General features: G+C 48.0%; 24 protein-coding genes. 5 read left to right on the top strand and 19 right to left on the bottom strand.

What is annotated here, in order from left to right; genetic code table 11:
• Window positions 1–30: 30 nt before the first annotated feature.
• The 7 genes from phoU to AC3RCI_RS09535 form a co-directional block, all read right to left on the bottom strand.
• The gene (phoU, locus tag AC3RCI_RS09565; RefSeq protein WP_095288114.1) at window positions 31–690 is read right to left on the bottom strand and encodes a phosphate signaling complex protein PhoU; all 660 of its coding nucleotides are present in this window, start codon (window positions 688–690) and stop codon (window positions 31–33) included.
• A 64-nt stretch (window positions 691–754) separates the two neighbouring features.
• Complete coding sequence (gene pstB / locus AC3RCI_RS09560; protein WP_095288115.1) at window positions 755–1,510, bottom strand: phosphate ABC transporter ATP-binding protein PstB; 756 nt, start codon at window positions 1,508–1,510, stop codon at window positions 755–757.
• Between the two features lie 221 nt (window positions 1,511–1,731).
• Window positions 1,732–2,916: a methyl-accepting chemotaxis protein gene (locus AC3RCI_RS09555; RefSeq protein ID WP_492528729.1), complete on the bottom strand. Its 1,185-nt coding sequence runs from the start codon at window positions 2,914–2,916 to the stop codon at window positions 1,732–1,734.
• A gap of 149 nt (window positions 2,917–3,065) precedes the next feature.
• Window positions 3,066–3,797 (bottom strand): response regulator transcription factor, encoded by a 732-nt coding sequence (locus tag AC3RCI_RS09550; protein ID WP_095288117.1) that lies wholly within the window; start codon window positions 3,795–3,797, stop codon window positions 3,066–3,068.
• Window positions 3,798–3,914: 117 nt separating this feature from the next.
• Window positions 3,915–5,744 carry a two-component system histidine kinase PnpS gene (gene pnpS / locus AC3RCI_RS09545; RefSeq protein WP_492528727.1) on the bottom strand — a complete coding sequence of 610 codons (1,830 nt, stop codon included), beginning with the start codon at window positions 5,742–5,744 and terminating at the stop codon, window positions 3,915–3,917.
• A 28-nt stretch (window positions 5,745–5,772) separates the two neighbouring features.
• The gene (locus tag AC3RCI_RS09540) at window positions 5,773–6,120 is read right to left on the bottom strand and encodes a cupin domain-containing protein (RefSeq protein WP_154895955.1); all 348 of its coding nucleotides are present in this window, start codon (window positions 6,118–6,120) and stop codon (window positions 5,773–5,775) included.
• Window positions 6,121–6,411: 291 nt separating this feature from the next.
• Window positions 6,412–7,281 (bottom strand): SDR family oxidoreductase, encoded by an 870-nt coding sequence (locus AC3RCI_RS09535; RefSeq protein ID WP_186812088.1) that lies wholly within the window; start codon window positions 7,279–7,281, stop codon window positions 6,412–6,414.
• 363 nt (window positions 7,282–7,644) lie between these two features.
• On the opposite strand from AC3RCI_RS09535, the gene AC3RCI_RS09530 reads away from it, so the two are divergent.
• The gene (locus AC3RCI_RS09530) at window positions 7,645–9,204 is read left to right on the top strand and encodes a histidine kinase N-terminal 7TM domain-containing diguanylate cyclase (RefSeq protein ID WP_492528725.1); all 1,560 of its coding nucleotides are present in this window, start codon (window positions 7,645–7,647) and stop codon (window positions 9,202–9,204) included.
• Between the two features lie 159 nt (window positions 9,205–9,363).
• Here AC3RCI_RS09530 and AC3RCI_RS09525 read toward each other — a convergent pair whose 3' ends face one another.
• The 4 genes from AC3RCI_RS09525 to citZ all read right to left on the bottom strand — a co-directional run bounded on the left by AC3RCI_RS09525 (window position 9,364) and on the right by citZ (window position 13,436).
• Window positions 9,364–9,789, bottom strand: coding sequence for a hypothetical protein (locus tag AC3RCI_RS09525; RefSeq protein ID WP_127536525.1), 426 nt, complete (start codon window positions 9,787–9,789; stop codon window positions 9,364–9,366).
• A gap of 134 nt (window positions 9,790–9,923) precedes the next feature.
• Window positions 9,924–10,865 (bottom strand): malate dehydrogenase, encoded by a 942-nt coding sequence (gene mdh / locus AC3RCI_RS09520; protein ID WP_095288122.1) that lies wholly within the window; start codon window positions 10,863–10,865, stop codon window positions 9,924–9,926.
• Window positions 10,866–10,880: 15 nt separating this feature from the next.
• Window positions 10,881–12,173 carry an NADP-dependent isocitrate dehydrogenase gene (gene icd / locus AC3RCI_RS09515; RefSeq protein WP_336779422.1) on the bottom strand — a complete coding sequence of 431 codons (1,293 nt, stop codon included), beginning with the start codon at window positions 12,171–12,173 and terminating at the stop codon, window positions 10,881–10,883.
• Between the two features lie 150 nt (window positions 12,174–12,323).
• Window positions 12,324–13,436, bottom strand: coding sequence for a citrate synthase (gene citZ, locus AC3RCI_RS09510; RefSeq protein WP_127536526.1), 1,113 nt, complete (start codon window positions 13,434–13,436; stop codon window positions 12,324–12,326).
• Window positions 13,437–13,905: 469 nt separating this feature from the next.
• Between citZ and ytvI the strand changes: the two genes are divergently transcribed.
• Window positions 13,906–15,024: a sporulation integral membrane protein YtvI gene (gene ytvI / locus AC3RCI_RS09505; RefSeq protein WP_336779421.1), complete on the top strand. Its 1,119-nt coding sequence runs from the start codon at window positions 13,906–13,908 to the stop codon at window positions 15,022–15,024.
• A gap of 88 nt (window positions 15,025–15,112) precedes the next feature.
• Here ytvI and AC3RCI_RS09500 read toward each other — a convergent pair whose 3' ends face one another.
• The 8 genes from AC3RCI_RS09500 to AC3RCI_RS09465 form a co-directional block, all read right to left on the bottom strand.
• Complete coding sequence (locus AC3RCI_RS09500) at window positions 15,113–15,514, bottom strand: FxsA family protein (RefSeq protein ID WP_127536528.1); 402 nt, start codon at window positions 15,512–15,514, stop codon at window positions 15,113–15,115.
• Entirely contained in the window at window positions 15,515–16,021 is a 507-nt protein-coding gene (locus tag AC3RCI_RS09495) for an acyl-CoA thioesterase (protein WP_336779420.1), read from the bottom strand.
• Window positions 16,022–16,156: 135 nt separating this feature from the next.
• Window positions 16,157–17,584, bottom strand: a complete 1,428-nt coding sequence (gene pyk, locus AC3RCI_RS09490; RefSeq protein WP_095288128.1) for a pyruvate kinase — start codon at window positions 17,582–17,584, stop codon at window positions 16,157–16,159.
• 107 nt (window positions 17,585–17,691) lie between these two features.
• Window positions 17,692–18,732, bottom strand: coding sequence for an acetyl-CoA carboxylase carboxyltransferase subunit alpha (locus AC3RCI_RS09485; protein ID WP_095288129.1), 1,041 nt, complete (start codon window positions 18,730–18,732; stop codon window positions 17,692–17,694).
• The gene (accD, locus tag AC3RCI_RS09480) at window positions 18,733–19,626 is read right to left on the bottom strand and encodes an acetyl-CoA carboxylase, carboxyltransferase subunit beta (RefSeq protein ID WP_336779419.1); all 894 of its coding nucleotides are present in this window, start codon (window positions 19,624–19,626) and stop codon (window positions 18,733–18,735) included.
• 409 nt (window positions 19,627–20,035) lie between these two features.
• Window positions 20,036–20,224: a hypothetical protein gene (locus AC3RCI_RS09475; RefSeq protein ID WP_017689496.1), complete on the bottom strand. Its 189-nt coding sequence runs from the start codon at window positions 20,222–20,224 to the stop codon at window positions 20,036–20,038.
• A gap of 236 nt (window positions 20,225–20,460) precedes the next feature.
• Window positions 20,461–20,949 carry a phosphatidylglycerophosphatase A family protein gene (locus tag AC3RCI_RS09470; protein WP_095288131.1) on the bottom strand — a complete coding sequence of 163 codons (489 nt, stop codon included), beginning with the start codon at window positions 20,947–20,949 and terminating at the stop codon, window positions 20,461–20,463.
• A gap of 224 nt (window positions 20,950–21,173) precedes the next feature.
• Window positions 21,174–25,148, bottom strand: coding sequence for a DNA polymerase III subunit alpha (locus tag AC3RCI_RS09465; protein WP_492528723.1), 3,975 nt, complete (start codon window positions 25,146–25,148; stop codon window positions 21,174–21,176).
• A gap of 243 nt (window positions 25,149–25,391) precedes the next feature.
• On the opposite strand from AC3RCI_RS09465, the gene AC3RCI_RS09460 reads away from it, so the two are divergent.
• From AC3RCI_RS09460 to AC3RCI_RS09450, 3 genes are all read left to right on the top strand, one after another.
• Entirely contained in the window at window positions 25,392–25,721 is a 330-nt protein-coding gene (locus AC3RCI_RS09460) for a YtrH family sporulation protein (RefSeq protein WP_095288133.1), read from the top strand.
• 21 nt (window positions 25,722–25,742) lie between these two features.
• Entirely contained in the window at window positions 25,743–26,231 is a 489-nt protein-coding gene (locus AC3RCI_RS09455) for a sporulation membrane protein YtrI (RefSeq protein WP_095288134.1), read from the top strand.
• A gap of 95 nt (window positions 26,232–26,326) precedes the next feature.
• A complete protein-coding gene (locus AC3RCI_RS09450) occupies window positions 26,327–26,668 on the top strand; it encodes a YtpI family protein (RefSeq protein WP_095359016.1) in 342 nt (113 codons plus the stop codon).
• The last annotated feature ends 113 nt before the right edge of the window (window positions 26,669–26,781 follow it).

The raw sequence follows: 26,781 nt of genomic DNA, 5'->3' as shown, positions 1-26,781 counted from the left end.
TCCCCAATTCCACTGATTTGCCGTTACTGATTATTGGTTCAAATCCGGACGCTTACCTGTTACCAGATAAACCGTGCTCTCCCCAATGTTGGTTGCATGATCGCCTATGCGTTCAATATACCGTCCTACCAACATGAGCAGCATGGCCTGAGAGGCCTGAGTTGGATGAGAGGTCATGAAACTGTATAGATCGCCAATCATATGACTGTACAGCTGGTCCACCTGGTCATCCGTTTGTGCCATTTTGTAAGCCAGATCCGTATTTTCCTTCAGGAACGACTCGATGGATTCATCAATCATCTCTTTGACGATTTCCGCCATACGCGGGATATCCACAAGTGGCTTAATCAGCTCCTGGCCTTCCATACGAAGCGTCACTTTGGCAACGTCCAAGGCGAGATCGCCCATACGCTCGAGATCACTTGAGATTTTGAACGCCACAATAATACGGCGCAAATCCTTCGCGACTGGCTGCTGGGTAATAATGAGCTTGGAGCCCAGTTCCATGATTTTGTCTTCCAGCGCATTCAGATTCGCATCATTCTTGATGATGACCTGAGCTTTCTCAGCATCCAATGTCCGTAAACTCTCAATGGCACCATCCAATGCCGTTCCTACATGCTCACCCATTTGCCGAAGCAAAATGCGAAGCTCTTCAAGCTCCTGATCAAATTCTTTCCTGCGAATCATAGGTTTCCATATCCCCCTTGTCCATCATCTCCGGATACGCCGGGTTCGTTCGAATTCAGCTTGCTTAACCGAACCGTCCGGATATATAATCCTCGGTTCGGGAATCCTGGGGCGTGGAGAACAGCGTTTCTGTATCAGCGGCCTCCACAACTTCACCATTCAGGAAAAATACAGTCTTACCCGATACGCGGGCAGCCTGATGCATGTTGTGGGTTACCATGACGATGGTGTACTTGTTGTGCAGTTCCTTGACCAGTTCCTCGATCTTTAATGTCGAGATGGGGTCCAGGGCCGAAGTGGCTTCATCCATCAGCAGTACATCAGGCTGTACCGCGAGGGCTCGTGCAATACAGAGTCGCTGCTGTTGACCGCCGGACAGACTAAGCGCCGATTTTTTGAGTACATCCTTGACTTCATCCCACAATGCAGCGTGCACAAGACTTTGCTCAACCAACTGGTCCAGCTCCGCCTTCTGGGTAACACCGTGCAAACGTGGGCCGTATGCGACATTATCATAGATTGATTTTGGAAAAGGATTGGGCTGCTGAAACACCATGCCTACTCGTTTGCGCAGCGTTTCAACTTCGATTTCATTACTGTAGATATCCGATCCATCGAGCAGAACTTGTCCCTCGACACGTACTCCTGGAATCATGTCATTCATCCGGTTTAATGTACGGAGCAACGTGGATTTACCACAACCTGAGGGTCCAATGAATGCAGTTACGGTTCGTTCCGGCAGGTCCATTGATATATTTTTAAGCGCATGATGCGTATCATAGTACAAATTAAGTCCTTCAATGTGAATGAGTTCCTTCATGGATGTTCACTTCTCCTTCGCTGGAGGGACAAACCAAGCTCCCTTTACGTTGAGGCCGAGGCCAGATCAATAATCTTCAACATCTCGGTCATCCTTAATATCCTACCTTCTTATTGTAAAAAGAGTATCACTTTCATGTTAACGGAATGTAAAAAGACATCCTTCAACAAGCCATGACCTTCCCATTCCGATCACAGATGGTAAATGATGTCTATCTTTGTTTACAATTCTCCCCCAGAAATCATAGAATCCAGTTTTTTTCGGATATAATCCGCCACTTCTCCAGTCTGCTTGCCTTCCTCTGCGATGTTGGCAGCAATATGCAGCATACCTTCCACGGCGGAGTTTAAACGATTGAAAGCTGCACTTCCTTCAGTAACATGTACGGAGCTGTCGTCAATTTCAGCAGCACTGGCGCGAACCAGTTCAACGGTTTGTCTGGTTAATTCACCGATTCCTTCGAGTAATGAGGACATATCTCCCGCAACCTCACGAGTTTGTTTGGCTAAGGCCCGAATCTCGCTGGCAACAACCTGGAAGCCTCGCCCATACTCGCCAGCGTGAGCTGCCTCGATGGAAGCATTCATCGCAAGCAACGCACTCTGATCGGCCAGAGAACGAATGGAACGTGCCATGCCCGCTCCGGTTTCTATTGAGGTCAGCATATCATTCGCATGCTTGCGCTGTCCCCCCATATGCTGATGTACGCGGTTATACGAAGCCTCAACCTGCATGAGACTGCTTGCGCCCTGTTCAGACAATTGAATAATTTGCTTCGCATCTTCTCCCGCCTTTCCAGCGGATTGAACCAGTTTCGTAATCGACTCATGAATCCGGGATATTTCTTTCTGGCTCTCGGTAATGGTGTGAACACGTTCTTCTCCAGCCTGGTTCTGCATCCTTCTGGAAAGGGACATGAGATCCCGCATGGTTAATACACCAAGCAGCCTGTTCTCCTCCGTTACAATGATGCAATCATAGAAATGATCCTCACTACGTGACAAGGCTACATCAATCACTTCTGGCGCATGAGCTAGTACATCCACGACTACCGGAGATGAATTAGCAACATGCGATATGGACTTGCGATAAAACAAGTCAGCGGCGAAACGCCCATTCAGTATTCGATACAAGGTTTCCCGCATCAATAACCCCAGCGGGCGATTCTGATCGTCACCCAATACAACACATGGATATTTCTGTTCCTGGCTCAGTATGCTGGCAGCCTCTCCACAGGTGATATGCACCCCCACCATGGGAACCTGACGGCAGTATTCTCGAATGGACACCTGGTTGTTAAGGGTTAATTCTGTAAGATCATCCGGAGTTAAACGAATCGAATCATCCTCATGCTTATATGTATCTACTACGGATAGATCAGGCTTCTCTTCGAGCAACGTGGGCATAAATGCGCAATCTCCTTTACGTATGAGCTCCGTCCTGAGATGGGTTATGTAGGTCCTAAGAATCACTCGGACAAGTTCATGCTACTCTCTCTATGTAAAGGAAAATAAAGGTTTATGTAAATTGAACGTAAAATAAAACTCCCCGATCATTACGAACTTGAATGATGGGGAGTTTTTCTTTTTACAACCAGTTTATAACCTACACCTCGAATGGAATCAATGTGTACGGATTCCGGGTCCAGCTCCAGCTTTTTACGCAATGAACTTACATGAACGTCTACGGTGCGCTGGCCTCCAATATAATCGAAGCCCCAGACCGCATTCATCAGGTCATCACGTGTAAGAACAACGCCTGGCTTCTTGGCTAAGTAGAGCAGAACTTCAAATTCTTTGGGACGCAGACTTATGGATTGTCCACCCAGCGTCACTTCATACTTCAGTGGATAGATCTCAAGTTCGCCCAATACAATTCGTGAACCATCCTTGTCCTCTGGCTGCGGCAGGTCATCACCATTGGAATATCTTCTTAATACGGCGTCCACCCTGGCCAGCAGTTCCGACACGCCAAAGGGCTTCGTGATATAGTCGTCAGCTCCGGATTTCAGACCCTGTACCACCTCGGCTTCACCGTTCTTCGCCGTAAGGATGATGACGGGTGTAGTTACACCCTGAACTCTTAATTTGTTCAGAATATCAAGACCGTTCATTCCGGGCAGCATCAGATCCAGCAGAATCAAATCAAAGTCCTGCGAAACTGCACGGTCATATCCTGAAGATCCATGATCCTCAGCGGTAACGTCATAACCTTCCTGTGTCAGGTTGTACGTAAGCAATCTCGATAATGTAGGTTCATCTTCAATAACTAGCAAACGCTGTGCCATGATACCCCTTCTCTCCTTATAGGTTGTCTGTTGCCACAACACTTTTTATATCATAGCACTTATTTGTTAACGCTGTGTAAAGCAATTTATTCGATTTTACAATTCACTTCTTCAGGCCTAGATTTCTTCATCCTGTATCAGGGGAAGGATGACCTTGAACGTTGTACCCATGCCAAGTTCACTCTCAACCGATAACTTGCCGTGGTGCAGCTCAACCAGATGTTTTACAATGGACAATCCTAACCCGGTACCACCAGAGTTGCGTGATCTTCCTTTGTCTACCCGGTAGAAACGTTCAAAAATTCTCGGCAGGTCCTTCTTCGGAATACCAATTCCGGTGTCCGATACTGCAAATACCACCTGTTCCTCGGCTTCACCATGCTCGACCGACACCTGTAATTTGACACGTCCACCCTCAGGGGTGTAGTTAATCCCGTTCGAGAGCAGGTTAATGAAGATCTGTTTCATTTTATCCTCGTCGGCTTCGATATACAGCTCCTCAGGCACAAACATCTGCAGTCGAATCTGCTTCTTCTCTGCCACTTTGGATAGTGTACCCAGAACCATCTCGAAGAACGAATGCACATGTACAGGAGAACATTGCAGCGGTGCCCGCTTGGATTCGATCTTGGATAACTCCAGAATATCCCCGATTAACCGGTTCAATCGATCGCCTTCGTCATAGATGATCTGCAAGAATGACCGTTCCGTCTCTTTGTCCTGCACTCCCCCGCTGAGCAGCGTCTCAGCAAACCCTTTGACCGCGGCCACAGGAGTCTTCAATTCATGGGAAACATTCGCAACGAACTCACTGCGCATTGACTCCAGTCTGCGTATCGCCGTAACATCCTGCAAAAGGAACAGCATCCCGCGGTATCCGCCATCATCTTCGGTCATCGGAACACCGTCAATACGAATCAGGCGTTCCTCCGGGTTAAAAATACTTACCTCCTCATGCATCCGTTCCTGAACAGCTACACTTTCTTCTATCGTCCGCGTTAATTCATAATGTTTCTTCAATTCAATATAGGGTTTACCTGTCACGCGTTCCGATTGAATACCAAGCATACGCTCTGCTTCCCGGTTAACCAGTGCTATGGATTGGGACGCATCAATCATGACAATGCCGCCTGCCATGTTGGCGAGGACACTCTGGAGTAATGCCTCATTATCACGAATCGTTTTGAGCTGTGTCTGTAGGCTGTCAGCCATTCCATTAATCGCCAGCCCAAGCTGTCCAATTTCGTCTCTGCGTGTGACCTCTACCCTGGCATCATACTCCAGTTTGGTAATTCGGTGAGCTACCTTCGTGATGTGTTCAATCGGTGAGGTTAAACCCCGAGCAACCCGGTAACTGACCAGAGCCACAATCAGGAACAACAGTCCCAAGGCTACAAACATGATTAACCAGCCGCGCTGTAATCCCTGGTCCACAGCAGCCAAACTCATCGATAATCGGATGTAACCATCGAATTCTCCGCCTGGCACTTCGACCATGTCACTTTGATCCGAGTTCACGGGTAGAGCGACATATAACATATCTTCTCCCAGTGTCTCACTAAATCGGATGGACTGGCCATAACCATCGCCGACTGCACCCTTGATTTCTTCCCGGTCCAGGTGATTATCCATTGTAGCGGGATCACTCTCTGAATCTCCAATGACCGTTCCATCCCGATTAATAAACGTTACCCTGGAATCGGTGAGCTTTTCCAGCTCGCCTGCCCGATCCGAATAGTACTTTCTTGTTTCTGCAGAGGTTGGATCGGTCGCATCGTGGAAAGGAAACGTTGCTTTGAGCAAATTGATTTCGCGCACCATCGTTTGCTCCAGTGCCGTGGTGTGTGTTGTTTTAAATACTCTGCCCATCGTATATCCAGCCACAATAACGGATACACCAATCAATATCATCATGATGATGGAAAGGCGAACTCGAAACGGTCTCATTAATCTCTTCCTTTTTAGTTAATCTCAATTATAGGTTAGTTAACTCTATCCGATCGCCACGTGTACCTGGCAGTGAAACAACTAGAAACTCTACTTCATTTGCACTTGTATTTTGCATCTGATGAGGAACTCCCGGTGGAATCTCCAGTCCTTCGTGCGGCTCAAGTGTATACTCCACGCCATCAAGCTCCATGCACGCCACTCCACTAAGGATAAAAAAGAATTGGCGGCTTACGTTATGGTAATGACGTATTTCAGCTGTTCCTGCAGGCATGCGCTCATGAATAATACTTAAACCCTCGTTCTGCACGAGATGCCATCCATCACACTGTGTACCCCATATGTAATGTGCTGCGTTTTGTTTGCTAATCTTCATGTTGTATCCTCCCGATAGGTATGTTCCGTCTATCATATCACAGTTGCCTAAGGGACAAATTGGTTTCTAATTGAAACAGATACGACATGAAGTACTTTTGCTGTACGAGGTCCAGGAGAACATGTATCAAGAATATCATGTAACTATCATTTCTGATCCTGACTTTTGTAAACATAGCACAGGAATTTGGGAACATTGTCAAAAAAACATAAAGACGTACCGCCCGCATTAGCTGAACGATACGTTCTTAGATATGTGAGTTGAAAGTATTAACTCGAACCGAGCATCATTTTATCCGTTAACGACTTCGCCACCGTTGATGTGAATGACTTGTCCACTCACATAGGATGAATCATCCGAAGCGAGATATACATATGCAGGAGCCAGCTCATCCGGTTGACCAGGACGTTTCATCGGCTGCGTAGCGCCGAACTCGCTCACCTTTTTCTCATCAAATGTCGATGGAATCAGTGGTGTCCAGATTGGGCCTGGAGCTACAGCATTTACACGAATGCCTTTTTCAACAACATTCATGGACAGGGAACGCGTGAACGACGTGATCGCTCCTTTGGTGGACGAATAGTCGAGCAGAGTTGGACTTCCTCGATAGGCTGTGATGGACGTCGTGTTGATGATTGTGCTGCCTTGCTTCAGATGTGGCATGGCTGCCTGCGTGATATAAAACATCCCGAAGATGTTGGTGCGGAACGTCCGCTCCAGCTGTTCAGGCGTAATATCCTCCAGCTGCTGCTGTGGGTGCTGCTCGGCTGCATTGTTAACCACAATATCCAGCTTGCCTAACTGCTCCACCGTCTGTTGAACAGCTTTCTTGGCAAATGAATCATCACCAATGTCTCCGGCAATCAGGATACACTTGCGTCCTTCCTGTTCCACTTGACGTTTGGTTTCTTCTGCATCCTGGTGCTCGCTCAGGTATACAATGGCTACATCCGCGCCCTCTTTGGCATACGTAACGGCAACGGCACGTCCGATTCCACTGTCACCTCCGGTAATAAGGGCAACTTTGTCCAATAATTTGTCAGCCGCCTTGTACTGCGGTTTTTCGAACTCCGGCTTAGGGTGCATCTCCGATTCAATTCCGGGACGCTGGTCCTGGTGTTGTGCTGGCATCGTTTTTTGCGATTGTGTATTGGTTGACATTTCACATTCTCCTCTCAAAATGAATGGCTGTAAACTTCTCATTCTGTAGGATGGCATGAACAGTGCAGATTATTCCTGCTGCAGCTGACATCATCCAAAACTCACTACGGCTGTCTCGATACTTACTTACCACTCTCTTTTGGAGGTCAAACAGAAAATAGGATGAATTATAGATTACACCAAATTTCGATTAATTTTCGATAATGACCTGTTTCATGACACAAATTGTATTCCTATGCCGCTTGGGCTGATGTACAATGTACAGTATACAAATGTGATTTTAGTACCTTATACCCGGTATATATCCTGCGTTCGATCAAGCATCTCAAATAACAGATTCTCAATCTGACATGGAGCCAAACAATGGAATCGCACATTAACGCTTATATATCCCTTGTAACCACCTCAGCCGTCCTGAATGTTTTTTTGTGTGTATACACCTATTTTAGAAGAGCAGAAATTTCAAGAGCCAACGTATTTATGCTCTATACGGCTGCCTTATCCGTTTATACCTTTGGTTATGCCATCGAGCTCGCCAGCAATACACTGGAACAAATGAAATTCTGGACGGTAGTGGAGTACATGGGCATGCCCTTCTCTGCTTCCCTCGGCTTGATCCTGATGATCCAGTATACGGGCAAGTCACTATCGAAAAAGGCTACTGCAGCGTTGTTCGTCATTCCGACGATTACGCTCTTTATGGTGGCAACCAATGACTATCACCATTTGTTCTATAAAAAAGTATGGCTTCGAACGGATAGTTCTGTTCCTCTGATGGATATTGCCGCAGGTCAATGGTATGTTGTTCACGGAGCATTTACGTTTTCATGTCTGTTATGTGCGTGTCTGATCCTCATTGCGCAATGGAAACACACCAAGAAAATGTATCGCCGTCAGCTGCTTACATTGATTACATCCCAACTGATACCGATGACGGGTGCCTTTCTTTATTTAATGGGACTGACGCCAGGAGGAATGGATCCTGTGCCGGTACTCATGTGTGTCACTTCATCCATGTACATCTGGGCAATCCTGTCTTCTCGTCTTTTGACCATCGTTCCTATAGCCAAAGACAGTATCTTTGAGAGCATGCGCGAGGGCGTTATTGTTCTGGATGGTTCGAATCGTCTGGTCGATTACAACAAAGCGCTGCGCGATATGCTTCCTGAACTGGAGACAAGCATGGTTGGACAGCCGCTGAATGATATCTGGCTTTCACTGGCCGGAGAGACTTTTCCCGTGGAATACGGAAGGGAAGGCCTGCAGACGGATCTCTATTGGCAGTTGAATGGGCAGACGGTCTGTTATCAGGTCAGAACATCTTATGTGTATAACAAAAACGGAGAGGCCGTTGGAAGCTTGATCATGCTAATCGATATTACGGAGCAGCGGTTTCTGCAAGAACAATTGAAGCAGCTCGCTTATTTCGACGGTTTGACCAAAATATACAATCGAACGCAGTTCCTGCATAAAGGCCGTGAAATACTGAACGAGGCAAAGCTTAGCCATCAGCCTGCAACTTTTATTCTATTTGATATCGATCATTTCAAACGGATCAACGACACTTATGGACACGAAGTTGGAGATCAGGCCCTTGTTCATGTCGTCTCGGTATGTAATCGTTATTTGAACTCTGAAATGGTGTTCGCCCGGTATGGCGGAGAGGAATTTGTCATTGCCCTGCCGAATGCAGCTCTTCAGGATGGAAAGCAGCTAGCCGAGCAGTTACGTGTCGCTTTGCTGAATGACCCTCTTGATGTGGAGGGAAGTCTTGTTCCGATTACTTCAAGCTTTGGGGTTGCCCAGTATAGCAGTGAAACGGATTCACTTGAATCCTTGCTTCGGGATGCCGATAGTGCATTATACGAGTCCAAACGAAATGGACGCAATGCTGTATTTGCTCATTCAGTCAGCCTTACTTAATTCAATATGTTAAGCAAATAAAAATAGACAGCCCCGTGGGTTGTCTATTTTTATTACTAACACAATTTACCCTGTCGGGCTTGTCTACCCGCATTCCATGCAAGCGTTTTATATTCAGGTTAACAGACTGTATCGAACAACAATCTTGCAGATAACTAGTTAGATGATCGTCCGATCAACCATAAGATAAACCATAATGAGCAAGAGGACAGCCAGTATTGTACTGAACGTACGAATCTTGCCCTGCTCCGGGCTCACATCACGGTTGCTTTTCACACCTTCTGCTGCGAGACGCAGCGGTTTACCCATAATACCGCCAATGGCAGCAATGGCGAGCAATAAAACAACAACGACACCCATCCACAGGTAAGAATACTCACCCTTGGTCATCAGATATCCGCCTGTGAGAAGCTGGATAACCAATCCATACTGGGCGATGCGGTTCAAGGAACGAACCGATGTGAATGCGCCTTCCTGTGCCGCAGCATTCAGCGTGCGGATCTTACCAACAACGAACGGCAAGATCAGATAGAACCCCATGGATAGCGCTCCAATGATATGGAGCAAATACATAATCATTGTCAAAATTTCCATCCTCCTCATTATTTTCAGTGTGCTATACATCACATCCCATTATACTGGGGAACTTATCCAAAGAAAAGAAAACCTCCGGGTTTCCGGAGGTTTTCTCACTTTTCATGTTCAAGAAGTTTTCAAACTTATATGGTCACGACTGAAATGACGTTTCGAACAGAATCCGCAGATTTGTCGAGTCCCGCCTTTTCTTCAGGTGTGAGCTCGAGTTCAAATACTTTCTCAATCCCGTTACCCCCCAGAATGGTTGGCACACCGAGGAATAAGTCGTTATAACCATACTCGCCTTCCAAGTAAGCAATCACTGGGATGATCCGTTTTTTGTCCTTCAAAATGGCTTCGGTCATCTGAACCAGTGAAGCGGCTGGGGCATAATAGGCACTTCCGTTACCCAGCAGATTGACAATTTCGCCGCCGCCAACACGTGTGCGTTGTACGATGGATTCAATGCGATCTGCCGGAATCAATGTGTCAATTGGAATACCACCAACGCTTGAATAACGAACAAGTGGTACCATGTCGTCTCCGTGGCCACCAAGAACGAAACCACGGACATCCTCAACGGATACATTTAGCTCTTGCGCAATGAATGTGCAATAACGCGCTGTATCCAGGACACCGGATTGGCCGATAACTCTGTTTTTAGGAAATCCTAGTGTTTTATATGCAGCATAAGTCATCGCATCTACCGGGTTACTCAGAATAATGACGATGGAATCAGGGCAATATTTTTTCACATTTTCACACACGGACTTCACGATTCCAGCGTTGGTATTGACCAGATCATCACGGCTCATTCCCGGCTTGCGGGCAATGCCTGCAGTAATAATCACAATGTCTGAACCTGCCGCATCTTCGTAGTTTGAAGTTCCGACGATATTGCTGTCAAAGCCTTGAACAGGGCTCGCTTCCAGCATATCAAGTGCTTTACCTTTAGTCGGGTTTTCCAATTGAGGAATATCAACCAGCACAACGTCTCCAAGCTCCTTTTGGGCAAGCATTAGAGCGGTTGTTGCTCCGGTAAATCCGGCACCGACTACTGTGATTTTTTTGCGCTGAATAGTCATGCCTCTCAACTCCCCTTACAGGTTTTTAATGATTTGATCAGCGAATTCAGAGCATTTAACTTCAGTAGCACCATCCATCAGACGTGCGAAGTCATACGTTACGGTTTTGTTGTTGATGGAAGTTTCCATACCTTTGTAGATCAGTTTTGCTGCTTCTTGCCATCCCAGGTGCTCAAGCAACATAACGCCAGACAGGATAACGGAACCAGGGTTCACGACGTCTTTGTCCGCATACTTAGGTGCAGTACCGTGTGTAGCTTCGAAGATCGCATGGCCTGTTACATAGTTGATGTTCGCTCCTGGAGCGATACCGATACCACCAACTTGTGCAGCAAGGGCGTCGGACAGGTAGTCACCGTTCAGGTTCAATGTAGCAATAACATCGAATTCGCCTGGACGAGTCAATACTTGTTGCAGAGCAATGTCGGCAATCGCATCTTTAACAATGATTTTACCTGCATCTTCAGCTGCTTTTTGAGCTGCATTCGCTGCATCTGTACCTTCTTTTTCCTTGATGATGTCGTATTGTGCCCAAGTGAACACTTTATCGCCGAACTCTTCCTCAGCGACTTCATAACCCCAGTTTTTGAAGGCACCTTCAGTAAATTTCATGATGTTGCCTTTGTGTACCAATGTCACGCTCTTACGGTTGTGATCGATGGCGTATTGAACTGCTGCACGTACCAGACGTTTGGAACCTTCGGAAGATACTGGCTTGATACCGATACCTGAAGTTTCAGGGAAACGGATTTTGTTAACGCCCATTTCCTGTTGCAGGAACTGAATCACTTTTTTCACTTCATCGGAACCTTCAGCATACTCGATACCTGCGTAGATATCTTCTGTATTCTCACGGAAAATGACCATGTCTACCAGTTCAGGACGTTTAACCGGGGAAGGTACTCCGTCGAAATAGCGTACAGGACGCAGGCAAGTGTACAGGTCAAGCTCTTGACGCAAAGCTACGTTCAGGGAACGAATTCCGCCACCGATTGGCGTCGTCAGAGGTCCTTTGATGGCTACGATATACTCACGAATGGCTTCAAGCGTATCATTCGGCAACCACTCACCGTATGTATTGAATGCTTTCTCACCAGCAAACACTTCATACCATGCAATTTTTTTGCTGCCATCATATGCTTTTTCTACAGCTGCATCCAATACACGCTTGGAAGCTTTCCAGATGTCGCGGCCTGTACCGTCACCTTCGATAAAAGGAATGATCGGGTTATTAGGCACTTGCAGTGTTCCGTTATCAATCTGAATTTTTTCCCCTTCAGTTGGATGAGCGAATTTTTCTAATTTCATAATCATAATTCCTCCTAGAGTGTTGGTATAATTCCGGTATCATGATACCGCTTGTCTTATCGAAGGAAGGGTCTTGATGTCTGACCAGGCTTGCTGCCAGTTTTCGGGACCCTTCACCCCATCCAGTTTATTATACTGGTTTTCCGTCTATTAGCGAAGCTCAACTGAAATGTAACGTTGATCCGTTGGACCTGTATATTCTGCACGCGGACGAATAATGCGGTTATCCGCAAGCTGCTCCAGAATATGAGCTGTCCATCCGGATACCCGGCTGATGGCAAAGATCGGCGTGAACAGTTCCTGTTCGATACCCAGCTGGGTATACACGGAAGCGGAATAGAAATCCACGTTCGGCTTCAACCCTTTTTGTCCGGTAACCAGTTCTTCAATCTTCACAGACATGTCATAAAGGCGGGTGTCATTGTTCATGCTGCCCAGCTCTTTGGACATCTTCTGCAGGTGTTTGGCACGTGGATCACCATTTTTGTATACACGGTGTCCGAAGCCCATGATTTTCTCACGATTGTTCAGCTTCTCCTGAATCGCTGCTTCCAGACGATCCGGCGTGCCGATCTCATTCAACATTTTCATGACGGCTTCGTTCGCACCACCATGCAGGGGTCCCTTCAGTGCGCCAATAGCGGAAGTTACGCCTGAATAAATGTCGGAGAGCGTAGCTACGGTTACCCGTGCTGCAAACGTCGAAGCATTCAGTTCATGATCGGCGTGCAGAACCAGAGCCTGATCCAGCGCTTTAACTGCCGTATCGGAAGGTTCTTCACCTGTCATCATGTACAGGAAATTCTCAGCAATGGAAGCGCCTTCTTTAGGAGCCACAGGCTCTTTTCCCTGACGGATGCGGGCGATGGCTGCCACGATGGTTGGCAATTGAGCTTGCAACTTGACCGCTTTATTTTCATTAGCTTCAGCTGTCATCTCGTCAGCCTGCTCATCATACAGTCCCAGAGCGGATACTGCAGAACGCAGTGCTGCCATGGTACTCATGTTTTTCGGATACAATCGGATTTGTGCAATCAACTCGCTCGGAATCGGCGCGTAATCGCTCAGGCTTTTACGAAGGGATTTCAATTCATCCGTATTGGGCAATTTGCCGAACCACAGCAAATAAGCAACTTCTTCAAAGCTTGCGTGTTCAGCCAAATCGTCAATATTGTAGCCACGGTATGTAAGTACACCGTCTACAATGGAACTGATCGAAGAGGTTGTTGCAACGATGCCTTCCAGACCTTTGGTAGCTGTCATATTACATCTCTCCTTTAATAAACGAAATCAAGAAACCACAAAGCATGATGAAGCTCTTAGAAAAGCATAATAATTGGTGTTGAAAACATTTACAATTCATTAAATAGTAAAACCGTCAAAATTCGGGTTTCTTATCTGTCAATCGGTATTTCCTTATAACATCATACTGGATTTTGTCGGTTATGTGAACATCACCAAAGGCCATTCGCACATCAAACTTCTTTATCACGCCTATAAATCATTTTTGAAAGCCTTTACAAAAACAAGGTTGACATTTTATCCTATTTATATAATTCTGTGCGCCTGCTCCATGAATATTGCTATATATCCATGTGTTCTGGCATACTCTAGGCAAAAGAAAATAAATGCTCCTTGGCAGGCCAAACCAACGTTTCAAAACGCTGCAATTGCTCTATATTAACTAGATAGCTTCTATGCTGATCGAAATTGTTAGAAGGAGACGTGACGTTTGGACAGAATTATTATGAAACGCCTGCTGCGCGGCTTGTGGGTCATTATTGCGACCGTTCTGATCGCCTTTGCCATATACTTGCTGTTCCCGCTTCTATACCCATTTGTCATCGCATGGATTATCGCTTATGCGATGAATCCACTGGTGAAGCTGCTTCAGGACAAAGCCCGCTTTCCACGCTGGTTAGCTGTGACCCTTTCATTGATCGTCTATTTCGGGGCAATCGTTGTGATACTTTCCGCAGCAGTAACCCGGATGGTAAAAGAAGTGATATCACTCACCACGAGTTTTGACCTGCATGTGGACGAGATTAAGGAAACCTTTGTCCGCTGGACCCAAAACGATACGATTCAGAACCTGATCGGACAGATTAACGAATTTTATAAGGAAAATCCTAACTATCAGGAAACGATCAACAGCAATATCAGCAAAACAACCGAAACGGTAGGTACCGCTGTCAGCGATCTGGTTACCGGATTTTTCAATATGATTTTGGGTCTGCTTACCTCGCTTCCCAACATGGGAGCCGTATTAATTGTCGTTCTGCTCTCCACGTTCTTTATTAGCAAAAGCTGGACCCGCCACGGCATTACAGTCTCGGGATGGGTGCCTTCTTCAATCCGCAAACCGATTACGGACATATGGAACGACCTAAAGAAAGCATTGTTCGGCTATGCCCGTGCTCAGCTGATCATGATTTCCATAACTGCGGTATTTGTCATGATTGGATTGCTCATCTTACAGGTGAAGTCTGCTTTTACTATTGCATTGCTCATCGGGCTGGTTGATCTTCTGCCTTATCTTGGCGTTGGACTGGTCATGGTTCCATGGGCAGCATACCTGTTTATGAACGGAGACATCTATCTTGGGATTGGTATTTCGGTCGTTTATCTCATCGTACTGATTGCGAGACAGATCATTGAGCCAAAGGTGCTGGCAAGCAGTGTGGGTCTGGATCCACTTGCGACACTGGTAGGCATGTTTGTTGGATTGAAGCTCTTTGGCGTACTCGGCCTGATCATCGGTCCTGTCAGCTTGGTCATCCTTGATGCCTTCAATCGTGCGAATGTGCTGCGCGATCTGAGAACGTACATCATCAATGGCCGGGTCCGATAGCTTTTGTACATTTTTTAATACATCAAAAAGGCTCCTTCTGCAGGAAAGATCTGCACGAAGGAGCCTTTAATAATGAATCAACACCATATTACGGACGGCGGTAGAACGTGATGCTGCCGTTTTTCATTTTTTTCTCAAGCCAACCCAGGAAAAATAAGCGGTACACAGCACGTGTTAACGGAAATACCAGGGTAAATCCGATGATATCCGTAACAAACCCTGGAATCAACAGCAAGAAACCACCCACAAAAATAAAAAGTCCGTCTACCATTTTCCGTCCAGGCACTTTACCGCGTTCCATCTCGGTTTTGGCATCGACGAGTACTTTTCGCCCTTCAAATTGCAGCATCGCTATACCAATCAAGGACGTGAGAATCATGAGAAGCAAGGTCTTCCCGGCTCCGATCCAGTCACTCATCAGAATGAATCCAAACAATTCAATAACCGGAACGAATAATAATATAGCCCACATCCATTTTCGCATTACCAATTACTCCTTTCCTGAGAGCCACACTTTCTCCAGTGCGCTATAGAGCTCAGGGGCGGCTTTATCCAGTCTTACCGGCTTCCAATCTCCATTCACCCACACATGCTGGGTAGAGCCTGTAACCAGTCGTTCTCCCGGAAGCGATTCATCAGAAGCCCATACCTGCTCTCCAACGCCGAATTGTACAGCAAGGTCTTCGGTCATGCGTCTTACGTCGTACTCATAATTTAATCGAAGACCACTAAATGCAACAATTCGGGTGAATATCATAATCTCATCATCATACTTTGCAGGCTTATGATACTTCACATCCAGTCCAGTTACGGGAAGCAGTAGCCCCTGTTCCTCCATTTTACGATATGTATACCCCATTTGGCGAATCATCTCGGTTCGACCGATTTCAAACCAATTCAAATAGTTGGCGTGATAGACCACACCCATCTGATCACTCTCTTGATAGCGTACACGCAGACGTGCCGCATACCAGTTTCCATGGTGCTGTTCTTGCATGTTACCCGCCTCCTTGGGTCTACCCTTTATACGTATTTATTCCGTGAAAAGTCTCATAAAGATGGAAAAAAGCAACGGGACAAATGCCCCATTGCTTCATTCCTGTTTTGATCCATCTAAAACTTAATTGTTCAATTAAGCGTTGTTTGGAATTTGGCTTACTTTGATCAGGTTGGTAGAACCGGAGCGACCCAGAGGTACACCCGCAGTGATGACAACCAGATCCCCTTCTTTGACGATTCCCGATTTCAAACCGCCTTCGATTGCATTCTCAAACAAGGAATCCGTTGAGTCACAACGTCTGCCTTTCACCGGTGTAACACCCCAAGCCAGTGCAAGACGACGGGAAGTTCTATCTTCCGTAGTCACAGCAATGATTGGAGCTTCCGGACGGTATTTGGAAACCATACGAGCCGTATGGCCAGACTCAGTCGAAGTGATGATCGCTTTTGCGTTCAGATCTTGAGCGGACAGCGCAACGGATTGGCTGATTGCCTCTGTAACAGTTGTTTGTTGTGCAACACGTTGTTTCAGATACAGCTCTTGATAAGGCAGAGCGGACTCTGCTTTTTCAGCGATACGGGACATTGTCAGCACGGATTCAACCGGGTATTTACCCGCAGCTGTCTCACCAGACAACATGATTGCATCTGTTCCATCGAAGATTGCATTCGCAACGTCACTTGCTTCCGCACGAGTTGGACGCGGGTTGCGTTGCATGGAATCCAGCATTTGTGTAGCTGTAATAACCGGTTTGCCTGCAACATTACATTTTTCGATCATGCGTTTTTGTACCAATGGTACTTCTTCCGCAGGAATTTCCACACCAAGGTCACCACGAGCTACCATCAAGCCATCAGACACTTCAAGGATCTCATCCAGGTTGTCTACACCTTGTTGGTTCTCAATTTTGGAGATGATTTGGATATGTCCAGCATTGTGTTTCTCAAGCAGTTCACGAATCTCAAGCACGTCACTTGCTTTACGAACAAAAGAAGCCGCGATGAAATCGATACCTTGCTCGATACCAAATACGATATCGTTCGCATCTTTTTCAGTGATACCCGGCAGAGAAATGGCAACGCCCGGAACGTTAACACCTTTTTTGCTTTTGATCGTTCCGCCGTTCACGATACGGCATTTGATCTCGGTGCCTTGCACTTCCACCACAGTCAGTCCGATCAGACCGTCGTCGATCAGAATTGTAGATCCCGGCTCAACATCATTTGGAAGATCTGCATACGTAATGGAAAGACGTTCTTTGGTTCCCAGAATTTCTTCTGTTGTCAAAGTGATGTACTCGTCCTGAACCAGTTCAATCGGTTCAACTTCGAGTTTACCTGTCCGAATTTCCGGTCCTTTGGTGTCCAGCAGGATTGCTACGGTTTTGTTCAACTCTTCGCATGCTTGGCGAATCGCTTTGATCCGTCCGCCGTGCTCATCGAAATCACCGTGGGAGAAGTTCAGACGGGCCACGTTCATACCGGCCATAATCAGTTTTTTGGTGTTCTCCAGTGATTCACTGGATGGACCGATTGTACATACAATTTTCGTTTTGCGCATTTTGGGTTTCCTCCGATTTTAAAAGGTCTCTCTGTATATGTCTTTTTTCTTTTTCCAACTATTAAATTTACTATACTTTCGTTCTTTTGTATAGGAAATTCGTCACATCATTCTGCATTTCCCGACAAATTATTCACTGCATCCACTCGAACGGGCTCCTCCGGAGCTTCAACTGGGGCCGGTGGCGTTGGAGATTCGAACGTAACAGATCCGATTTTGCGGAATTTCTCGTACCGATCCTGCTTCAGCTGATCCCCGCTCCAGCCTTTCATCTCTTCCAGATGACGAACCAGAGCTTCGCTGATCGCTGCTGCAGCACCTTCATAATCCCGATGCGCACCACCACGTGGTTCAGGAACAATTTCTTCGATAACTTCCATCTCGAGCAGATCCTTGGCTGTTATCTTCATCGCTTCCGCTGCCTGATCTGCCTTGGACGCATCTTTCCACAGGATGGACGCTGCACCATTCGGAGAGATCGCTGAATAAATGGCATGCTCCAGCATGAGTACACGATTGCCTACAGCCAAGGCGAGTGCGCCGCCGCTTCCACCCTCACCGATAACCACAACAATTACAGGCACCGTGAGCTTCGCCATTTCAATCAGGTTACGGGCGATGGCTTCCGATTGACCTCTCTCTTCTGCAGTATTACCCGGATAGGCTCCTTTAGTATCAACAAATGTAATAATTGGACGACCAAATTTGTTCGCCTGCTTCATCAGCCGCAGTCCTTTGCGGAAACCTTCCGGATGCGCGCTCCCGAAAAAGCGGGCGATATTATCCTTCGTATCTTTCCCCCGCTGTTGTCCGATGACGGTTACCGTTCTTCCATTCAGTTTCGCAAGGCCGCCAACGACGGCCAAATCGTCGCCAAACATCCGATCACCATGAAGTTCGATAAAATCGGTAAAAATCAGCTGGATCAGGTCAAGTGCAGTTGGACGCTGTTGATGACGCGCCAGATGCATTTTCTGAGCTGCCGTTATGCCGGAATAAATCTCTTCTTCAAGTCTATGATAACGTTCCTCCAGGCGGGCGATTTCATCAGTGAAATCAATACCCTTCTCCTGTCCAAACTGTACAAGCTCCTCAATCTTTTTGCGCATCTCAACCAGAGGCGCTTCATATGGCAACTCACCCGCCATTTAGACCCCTCCTTTTTCGCTGTGCATATCCAGAAGCTTGGCAAGGGTCGTACGAAGTTCCTTCCGGTGAATCACCAAGTCCAACTGACCATGCTGCATATTAAATTCTGCCGTCTGGAAATCATCAGGCAGCTTCTGACGAATGGTTTGCTCAATAACAATTCGGCCGGCAAAGCCAAATACAGCACCTGGTTCAGCGATGTTAATATCGCCCAGACTGGCGAAACTCGCTGATACCCCACCGGTGGTCGGGTCCGTGATGACCGAAATATAAAGGCCTCCTTGTTCATCCAAACGAGCCAGTGCCGCACTTGTTTTAGCCATCTGCATCAAGCTGAGGATACTCTCCTGCATCCGCGCTCCACCAGAGGTTGAGAAAATAATCAGGGGCAATTTTTTCTCCGTCGCGTGCTCTACAGCACGAGTAATTTTCTCCCCTACAACAGAGCCCATGCTGCCTGTGAAGAAATCAAAGCTCATGACAGCAACAACTACAGGTAAACCTTCAATCGTTCCTTCTCCTGTAATTACAGCTTCCTTCAAGCCTGACTTCAGGCGCTGCTGCTCCAGCTTGCTGCTGTATCCCGGAAAACCAAGCGGATCAACCGAAACCATGTCGGCATCCAGCTCAACAAAGCCTTGCTCGTCCAAAACCATGGCAATACGCTCCATGGCATTCAAGCGCATGTGATAGCCGCAAGCAGGACATACTTTCAGATTTTTCTCCAATTCCTTGCTATATTGAATCGTGCCGCATTTGCTGCACTTGTTCATAAGTCCTTCAGGGATTTCACGCTTTGGACGTTCTACGACTTCCTGGCCTTCGCCACGAACCGCACGCTCGGAAGGTATGGTAGCGTACTTCCGTTTTTTCTGGAATATATCTTTGAACACAACTACACCTCTCCAGCCGTTGATTTGATAGCCGCACCCTGCAGTACATCGCGAAAAGCGACTTCTACAGAGGTACTGCGGTGAACCGTTTACGACCCACACGCTGCAATGGGCCTTGTCCAGGCATTCACAACAAAAAAATCCGCCGGCATAAGGCAAGAATCAGTGGCTTCTATCAGCACGATTGATGTTACCTGTATTACCGAAAGATTGTTGCGCGAAATACTTGAACTTGTCTCGGTAGGGTCTCCGGGAGCAGCCTGGTCAGTCCATAGCCTAACAAAAAAAGAAGGAAGGACAGCAGCATACAATACATGCAAGTCGATTCCTCTCTCCGCTTGCGCGGTCAGCCCCTTATGTACCGATGGTACTTTCTTCTTCGCCAAGGCACCTCTGATGTTGAATCAAATCAGGAATGCAGAATCGAATTCAGCACTTCCTGGACTTCTTCCAATTCCCCAGAAGGGACGCGAATCTCAAATTGCTGCTTGGATAAACTGATGGGACGGGTCTGTACCAGAAAACCTTCTTCCGAAAGCTTGGTCTTAATCTTGTCCGCAACCTTTGCTGTCGGTGCAATGTAAATCACCGTCCACATGCCATGTCCGCCCCCTAAGCTAATGTTCAGAGCCCGTATATTGGACTAATGATACCATACCTCCGTTTTTTTCTGCAAGGAAGGGTTCAGGACCTTAGGGGAGAAAACGGGATCTTGGGGGACATTTGTCCCACTAGGATAACCGATACGCTTAACACTCCGTCTGATATTTTACGTTCAGGTTTTCCAGGGCAGCACCTGCCGCCCTGAATGTCCTGCAGCCAGGGAGGAAATTATTAATCGGTAGGGTATTTTTTAGCATTGAGATTTTTGTGGGCAATACGTGCGGAAGCCGCAGCAGCCAGACCGGCGACCAGATCATCCAGGAAGACATGAATGCCTGATCCATCTTCATTCAGATCGTGAATGACGCCTATTTTTTCTTTATCCAGGTAACCAAAACTGGTTAAACCAATCATGCCATACACATGGGTAATGCCAAGGGCCAGAGTCTCGTCCACTCCATACAGGGATTCATCCGCTTCCATAATGGCCTGCAGCGGCTGGGGCAAGAGACGTTTTTCAGCCAGCTCATCCAGAGCAATGCCAGTATACAGCGTATACTGAACCTCTCTTTTTTGTAGTACCGACTTCACACTTGTTACACAATCATCCATAGTCAGTTCCGGGTGGTACCCTTTTTGCAGACGATATACAATTTCAGCGATTGCATCAATCTGTACACCCCGCCGGGCCAGCATAGCTTCTACGATTTCATATGACATATCTCGACCTCCCGCATCGCTCCCCCGAGGACCGCGAGGTCCTTCGGTGTTCTCAAGTGTATGCGGCTACACAGCAAAACGTTCATAAAAAAACACAAATGGACTTCTGTCCGGGGTTAAACGGGGCTCCCAGGCAGCTGTCTCACTTGGTTTGACCAAACAAAAGAACCCGTCCGGCATAACCGGACAGGTTCCTCCTTTGGCAATGGGCGCTGCCAAGGCCATTACTTGATTTTAACTGTACCCTCGCCCAGCATCTGCTCCATCTCGGAGAACAGTGTAGGAGACGGTTTAATCCGGTAAGCATCGCTTAACGCAAGCAGCTTCTGCTGTTGCTCATAGAAAAGTACCGTTGCAACCGGACCCGGATGCTGCTGGAGCAGCTGCTTCAAACGTGTCAGCAGTTCCGGTTTCTCGGACTGTGGAGTGATCTTCACGAACACCCGCTGTTGTGCGGGCTGAGACCGGCGAATCTGGTCAGATCCACTGGCAGAAACGGTGCTGCCTGGCGGCGATGCAGGCGTTGCCTCAGCCTTGCCTGCGCCTTCCTCTCGGTGCGCTGCTGGCCCTCCGCCTGCGCTGCTGCGTACAGCTCCAGCACCCGCACCGGCCGGCTGCCGTGCCGGTGCCGCCGGCCGGGAAGGACTGCCGCTGCCGGGCTTCCCGCGCCGTTCGCGGCTGCGCAGCTGCTGTTCCAGTGCCGCCTGTGTGAGCGGCGCCACCTCCTCAGCCAGCAGCTTAAACCCTTCGTCCTGCTGCTGCACTTTGGCACGCACGACGAGCAGCTCGCCTTTCCCGACATGCTGCTGGCTCCGCCGCCATACTTCGGGAAAGAGAACCACTTCGCATCGTTCAATCTGGTCTTCCAGCTCCATGAACGCCATGGCCTTGCCCTGTTTCGTCGTGATGGACTTCACGGACACCACCATCCCGGCAGCGACGGCCATCGTATCGTCGGCTGCTTCGGTCAGCTCCATAATCCGGTCCGCCCCGCTCGATTCGAGCACATCTTCATAATCATCAAGCGGATGACCGGATAGATATAGACCCAACAATTCCCGCTCGAGCTCCAGCTGCTGAGTGGCCGAATACGCAGGGATCTGTGGATATTCAATCTCCCAGTTGGGTGTCTCCACAAAATCAAACAGCTGAATCTGCAGATCCTCGCGCTCCTTGCGCCACTTCAGAGCCGCTTCCACCGTCTCGTCCAGCATCGCGAGCAGCTGCGCCCGGTGTCCAGGCAAAGTGTCAAAAGCTCCCGCCTGAATCAATGATTCAATGACACGTTTATTGCAGACACGCAGATCAACACGGCGACAAAAATCGAGCAAACTGTCGAATGGGCGCTCCTTGCGGACGAGCATGATACTCTCCATAGCTTGGGTGCCGACATTCTTCACAGCAGCCAGTCCAAAACGGATAGAACCGGATGCCAATACCTCAGCTTGCTTCTGGTCCACTCCGCCGGATAAACCCGTTTCATCCTGATCTACATGTTTTATTGCCGACGCTTCACTACCGTTTCCATATAACCCCTCTTGTTTCAGGTCTTCAGGAATTACGGTCGAAGCTTGCCAGCCATATGAATCATCACCTTCTTCGGGCATTGGGCCTGGGTCATCCGGCAATGGTGCATCACCATATTCTTCCTGGCCGGGATGATCATACAAATGATTTTCGGTGTTGCTCCCATTGTCCATGTCGGACCTGTCAGTCAGATTGTTCTCCGGTTTACCTGTTACTGCAAAGACTGGAGTAAACAGAATGCCGCTCTCGTTGACGTCAGGCGGCAGGACTTCAATTCCCATACGTCGACATTCCACGACGTATTCCGCAACCTTGCGATGACTGCCCATAACAGCGGTCAGCATGGAAGCCATAAAATGAACCGGGTAATGAGCCTTCAGATATGCGGTCTGGAACGCCAGTACACCATATGCCGCGGCGTGGGCACGCGGGAAACCGTAGTTGGCAAACTTCACGATCATGTCATAGACCAGGTCCGCTTCTTCCTCGCTATAGCCTTGTTTGAGACTGCCCTGAACGAAATGTCCACGTTCCAGATCGAGCACTTCCCGTTTCTTCTTGGACACGGCTCGGCGCAGCAAGTCTGCTTCCCCCAGTGAGAAACCGGCCATGCGTGAAGCAATCTGCATGATCTGTTCCTGATAGACGATGATGCCATACGTATCCTTTAGAATGGATTCGAGATCGGCATGGGGATAATCGACCTCAATCTGTCCATGCTTGCCCTGAATATACTTGGAGATGAACTCCATTGGACCCGGACGATACAAAGCGAGAACGGAGATGATGTCTTCAAATACTGTCGGTTTCAGATCCTTCAGCACACGACGCATGCCCGCCGATTCCAGCTGGAATATGCCCATCGTGTCGCCACGGCCAAGCATCTCATACGTCTTTGCATCATCATCTGCGATATAGCGAAAATCCGGAACTTGGCCTTCTTCCCCGATCCAACGCAGGCAGCGTTCAATAATGGAAAGGGTTCGCAGTCCGAGAAAGTCCATCTTGAGCAGCCCGATTGACTCCAGATTTTCCATCGAGTATTGGGTTAGTGCAGTGCCCTCGCTTCCTTCCTGAAGCGGAACGGCATCGGTCAGAGGATCGCGAGATATCACGACCCCGGCAGCATGTGTGGACGCATGGCGCGGCATGCCTTCCACCTTCATGGCCATATCCAGAAGCTCGCGGGTTTTCGGCTTTGTTTCATATAATACCTTGAGTTCAGGTGTTGCTTCCATGGCACGCCGGATGTTAATCCCGAGCTGTGCAGGAATCAGCTTCGCCGCCTTATCCACCTCGCCATAAGGTACATTTAACGCTCGCCCAACGTCCCTGACTGCTGCGCGTGCAGCCATTGTACCAAAGGTAATAATCTGTGCCACATGTGCTTTTCCGTATTTGGCTGCGACATAATCAATAACCTCATCCCGCCGCTCATCGCTGAAATCGATATCGATATCGGGCATGGAAATACGTTCAGGATTCAGGAAACGTTCAAAGAGCAGGTTATATTTCATCGGATCAACATCGGTAATATGCAGTGTATAGGCAACAAGGCTTCCCGCCGAGGAACCCCGCCCTGGGCCGGTAACGATCCCTTGTCTATGGGCATAAGCGATAAAATCCCATACGATCAGGAAATAATCCGAGAATCCCATACTGTCGATGACCTGAAGTTCGTAGTTCAATCGCTGCTCCAGCTCGGAACGAAGGGCCGAATCCGTCCAGCGTTCTGAGCCGGCATATCGTTCCTCCATGCCTTTTTCACAGAGCTCTCTCAGGTACTGAGAAGGACTCTGTCCCTCAGGCAGCGGTCTGTATTCAGGCAGGATGGACTTGCCAAATTCCAGCTGCAGTTCACAGGATTCGGCAATACGAACCGTGTTCTTCAGCGCTTCTTCCACATGAGGGAACAAGCGGGCCATCTCCTGCTCACTTTTCAAATACAGCTGATTGGTACCAATCCGAAGACGACTCTCATCATCAACGGTTTTCCCGGTTCCGATACAAATGAGCACATCCTGAAGTTCAGCGTCCGCTTCGGATAGGTAATGCACATCATTGGTTGCCACAAGCGGAATATCCAGTTCCTCGGCTAGACGAATCAATTGGGGATTGACTCTTTTTTGCTCTGCGAGGCCGTGATCCTGAAGCTCCAGATAGAAATCAGGACCAAAAATATGTTTATAACGAAGCGCAGCCCGCCGGGCCTCTTCTTCCCGTCCATGCAGCAAATGCTGAGGCACTTCTCCTCCGAGACAAGCACTGAGACAGATAATGCCCTCGTGATGGGCAGCCAAACTCTCCATATCAATACGTGGCTTGTAATGAAAACCTTCCAAATGCCCAATAGAGCATAATTTCATCAGGTTGCGGTAACCTGTCATGTTCTTCGCCAGCAAGATCAAGTGGTGAATGGGCTGATCCTTGCGGCTGCCCCGCTCCTTGCGGGACCCTGCGGTCATGTATGCCTCACAACCGATAATCGGCTTGATGCCTCGTTCGATACAGGCTTTATAAAAGGGAACAGCGCCGTACATGACGCCGTGATCGGTCAATGCGAGTGTGGTCATCCCAAGATCTGCGGCATGGTTCACGAGATCCGGAATACGCGCAGCGCCGTCCAGCAAACTATATTCACTATGAACGTGCAAATGCACAAAAGAACTCATGTTCGTTACTTCCTTTCGCCGCGGATAGCTGCAGCATCTGTCTTCAGAACCCAGCTGCTGCCTATCTTTCTTCTATATGAATACAATAACTGAATAAAAATTCAGCAGGTACAACCGTACTTTATTATTCTATTTTATCATATCGTCCGGGGGCACGCCCATACAATAAGAGTACAAGCCGCTCCCCCTGTTTCGGGCCACTGACAGGAGGTGCGCTGCTGGGTCTGAAAGGGGTGTTAGCGGGTGAGCACATTTTTATCCAAAGCCATTCTTGATTTCTTTATTGCGTTTGGCATTGTGCTGGGCGGTGCGATGATCGGAGGAATTGGTGCTGTTATCTCTCTCCAGCCTCCGACTCAGACGATGCTTGATATTTCCGGCAAAATCAAGATATGGGCGCTTGCAGCCGCAGTTGGGGGCACCATCGATCCGATGCGTGTCATTGAGAGCAACGTTCTCGACGGCAATCTGTCGCCAGCGGTCAAGCAAATTTTGTATCTGATCTCGGCCTTTATGGGCGCTCATATGGGAACCGAACTCGTAAAATGGGTATGCGGCGGAGGGCGGGGTTAATATGGCACTGGGACTGAGCCCATGAGGATTCCACCTTTTTCACGCTACCGCCCGCTTATGCGCATGACAGCCGTGTTTGTCCTGGGAATGATCGCGGGAAGCGTTGTATACAACGGTGTATTTCACCTGAGCTATAACAAACTCTGGCTAACCAATCAGGAGTTGCAGCTCCAGCTGCATCAGAATGAGGAGGATATCAAAACGCTGAAAAAATACAGTAAACGGCAAACCGTCATTAAGGAAATTAAGGTGCGCGCTGAAGAGTCTGACAAAGGTCCGGACGAGGCTTCTCTTAAAATCATGCTGCAGAAGCTGGGGGACGAGCTTGAGGTTCTTCGTGGTCGTGATGTATTTAATATCGATGAGTACAGCAAAATGACACGCATCATGCTGAATCAGAAAGTATACACGGTAAGGGAAAAACAATATACGGTCCAAGTCAAAACCATGCTCGTTATGGAAGGCGTACTTCAGGTTTGGGTACAAATTCGGATGCACGTTCCGGCTTAACCACTGGGAAGCAGCTAGAAAAAACTGCCCTTGTCCCTGGCTCGCGTGGTACAATAAGGGCAGTAAATGCTTTCCAGAAAAGGAGCTGCTCATTCGTGTTAATTGATGTTCTCAAGTATGTCCTGATCGCCATATTCGCTCTAGCCATGGTCTGCTCGGCGCTGAACAGCATTCGTTCGTACCGGGCCGCGAATGCCGCTGACGCTGGCCTTTACCGTTCATGGACCAATATTTGGATGGGTGGCATGCTGATTGTATTGTCCATAATCCTCATGTTTGTCTTCACCGGATCGAGCCTCTCTATTGTTGTGGAAGCGCTCTTTCTGATTATTGGGGCCTACAATCTGTTCGCTGGTTTGCGCAACCGCAGCTACTTTGCCCGTCTACGGGAGCACAGCGGAAATCAGTCAGGCAGCGCGTCCAGGCAGTCTGTTTAATGCACGCAGTTATAATTTATCTGCAGCGAAAAGAGGATATTCCACTCATCGATACATGTCTGATGCGGCGTGAACAGCAGTTCGACATGACAATAGTGGGGATATCCTCTTTG

The organism is Paenibacillus sp. MT124, from assembly GCF_058792755.1.
The sequence above is the reverse complement of the archived record's forward strand: the minus strand, read 5'-3'. Positions and strand labels throughout refer to the sequence as shown.

Coding starts and splice junctions, on each gene's coding strand:
- phoU (WP_095288114.1), bottom strand. CDS start 690: ATGATTCGCAGGAAAGAATTTGATCAGGAGCTTGAAGAGCTTCGCATT.
- pstB (WP_095288115.1), bottom strand. CDS start 1,510: ATGAAGGAACTCATTCACATTGAAGGACTTAATTTGTACTATGATACG.
- AC3RCI_RS09555 (WP_492528729.1), bottom strand. CDS start 2,916: ATGCCCACGTTGCTCGAAGAGAAGCCTGATCTATCCGTAGTAGATACA.
- AC3RCI_RS09550 (WP_095288117.1), bottom strand. CDS start 3,797: ATGGCACAGCGTTTGCTAGTTATTGAAGATGAACCTACATTATCGAGA.
- pnpS (WP_492528727.1), bottom strand. CDS start 5,744: ATGAGACCGTTTCGAGTTCGCCTTTCCATCATCATGATGATATTGATT.
- AC3RCI_RS09540 (WP_154895955.1), bottom strand. CDS start 6,120: ATGAAGATTAGCAAACAAAACGCAGCACATTACATATGGGGTACACAG.
- AC3RCI_RS09535 (WP_186812088.1), bottom strand. CDS start 7,281: ATGTCAACCAATACACAATCGCAAAAAACGATGCCAGCACAACACCAG.
- AC3RCI_RS09530 (WP_492528725.1), top strand. CDS start 7,645: ATGGAATCGCACATTAACGCTTATATATCCCTTGTAACCACCTCAGCC.
- mdh (WP_095288122.1), bottom strand. CDS start 10,865: ATGACTATTCAGCGCAAAAAAATCACAGTAGTCGGTGCCGGATTTACC.
- icd (WP_336779422.1), bottom strand. CDS start 12,173: ATGAAATTAGAAAAATTCGCTCATCCAACTGAAGGGGAAAAAATTCAG.
- citZ (WP_127536526.1), bottom strand. CDS start 13,436: ATGACAGCTACCAAAGGTCTGGAAGGCATCGTTGCAACAACCTCTTCG.
- AC3RCI_RS09495 (WP_336779420.1), bottom strand. CDS start 16,021: ATGCAAGAACAGCACCATGGAAACTGGTATGCGGCACGTCTGCGTGTA.
- pyk (WP_095288128.1), bottom strand. CDS start 17,584: ATGCGCAAAACGAAAATTGTATGTACAATCGGTCCATCCAGTGAATCA.
- AC3RCI_RS09485 (WP_095288129.1), bottom strand. CDS start 18,732: ATGGCGGGTGAGTTGCCATATGAAGCGCCTCTGGTTGAGATGCGCAAA.
- AC3RCI_RS09475 (WP_017689496.1), bottom strand. CDS start 20,224: ATGTGGACGGTGATTTACATTGCACCGACAGCAAAGGTTGCGGACAAG.
- AC3RCI_RS09470 (WP_095288131.1), bottom strand. CDS start 20,949: ATGTCATATGAAATCGTAGAAGCTATGCTGGCCCGGCGGGGTGTACAG.
- AC3RCI_RS09465 (WP_492528723.1), bottom strand. CDS start 25,148: ATGAGTTCTTTTGTGCATTTGCACGTTCATAGTGAATATAGTTTGCTG.
- AC3RCI_RS09455 (WP_095288134.1), top strand. CDS start 25,743: ATGAGGATTCCACCTTTTTCACGCTACCGCCCGCTTATGCGCATGACA.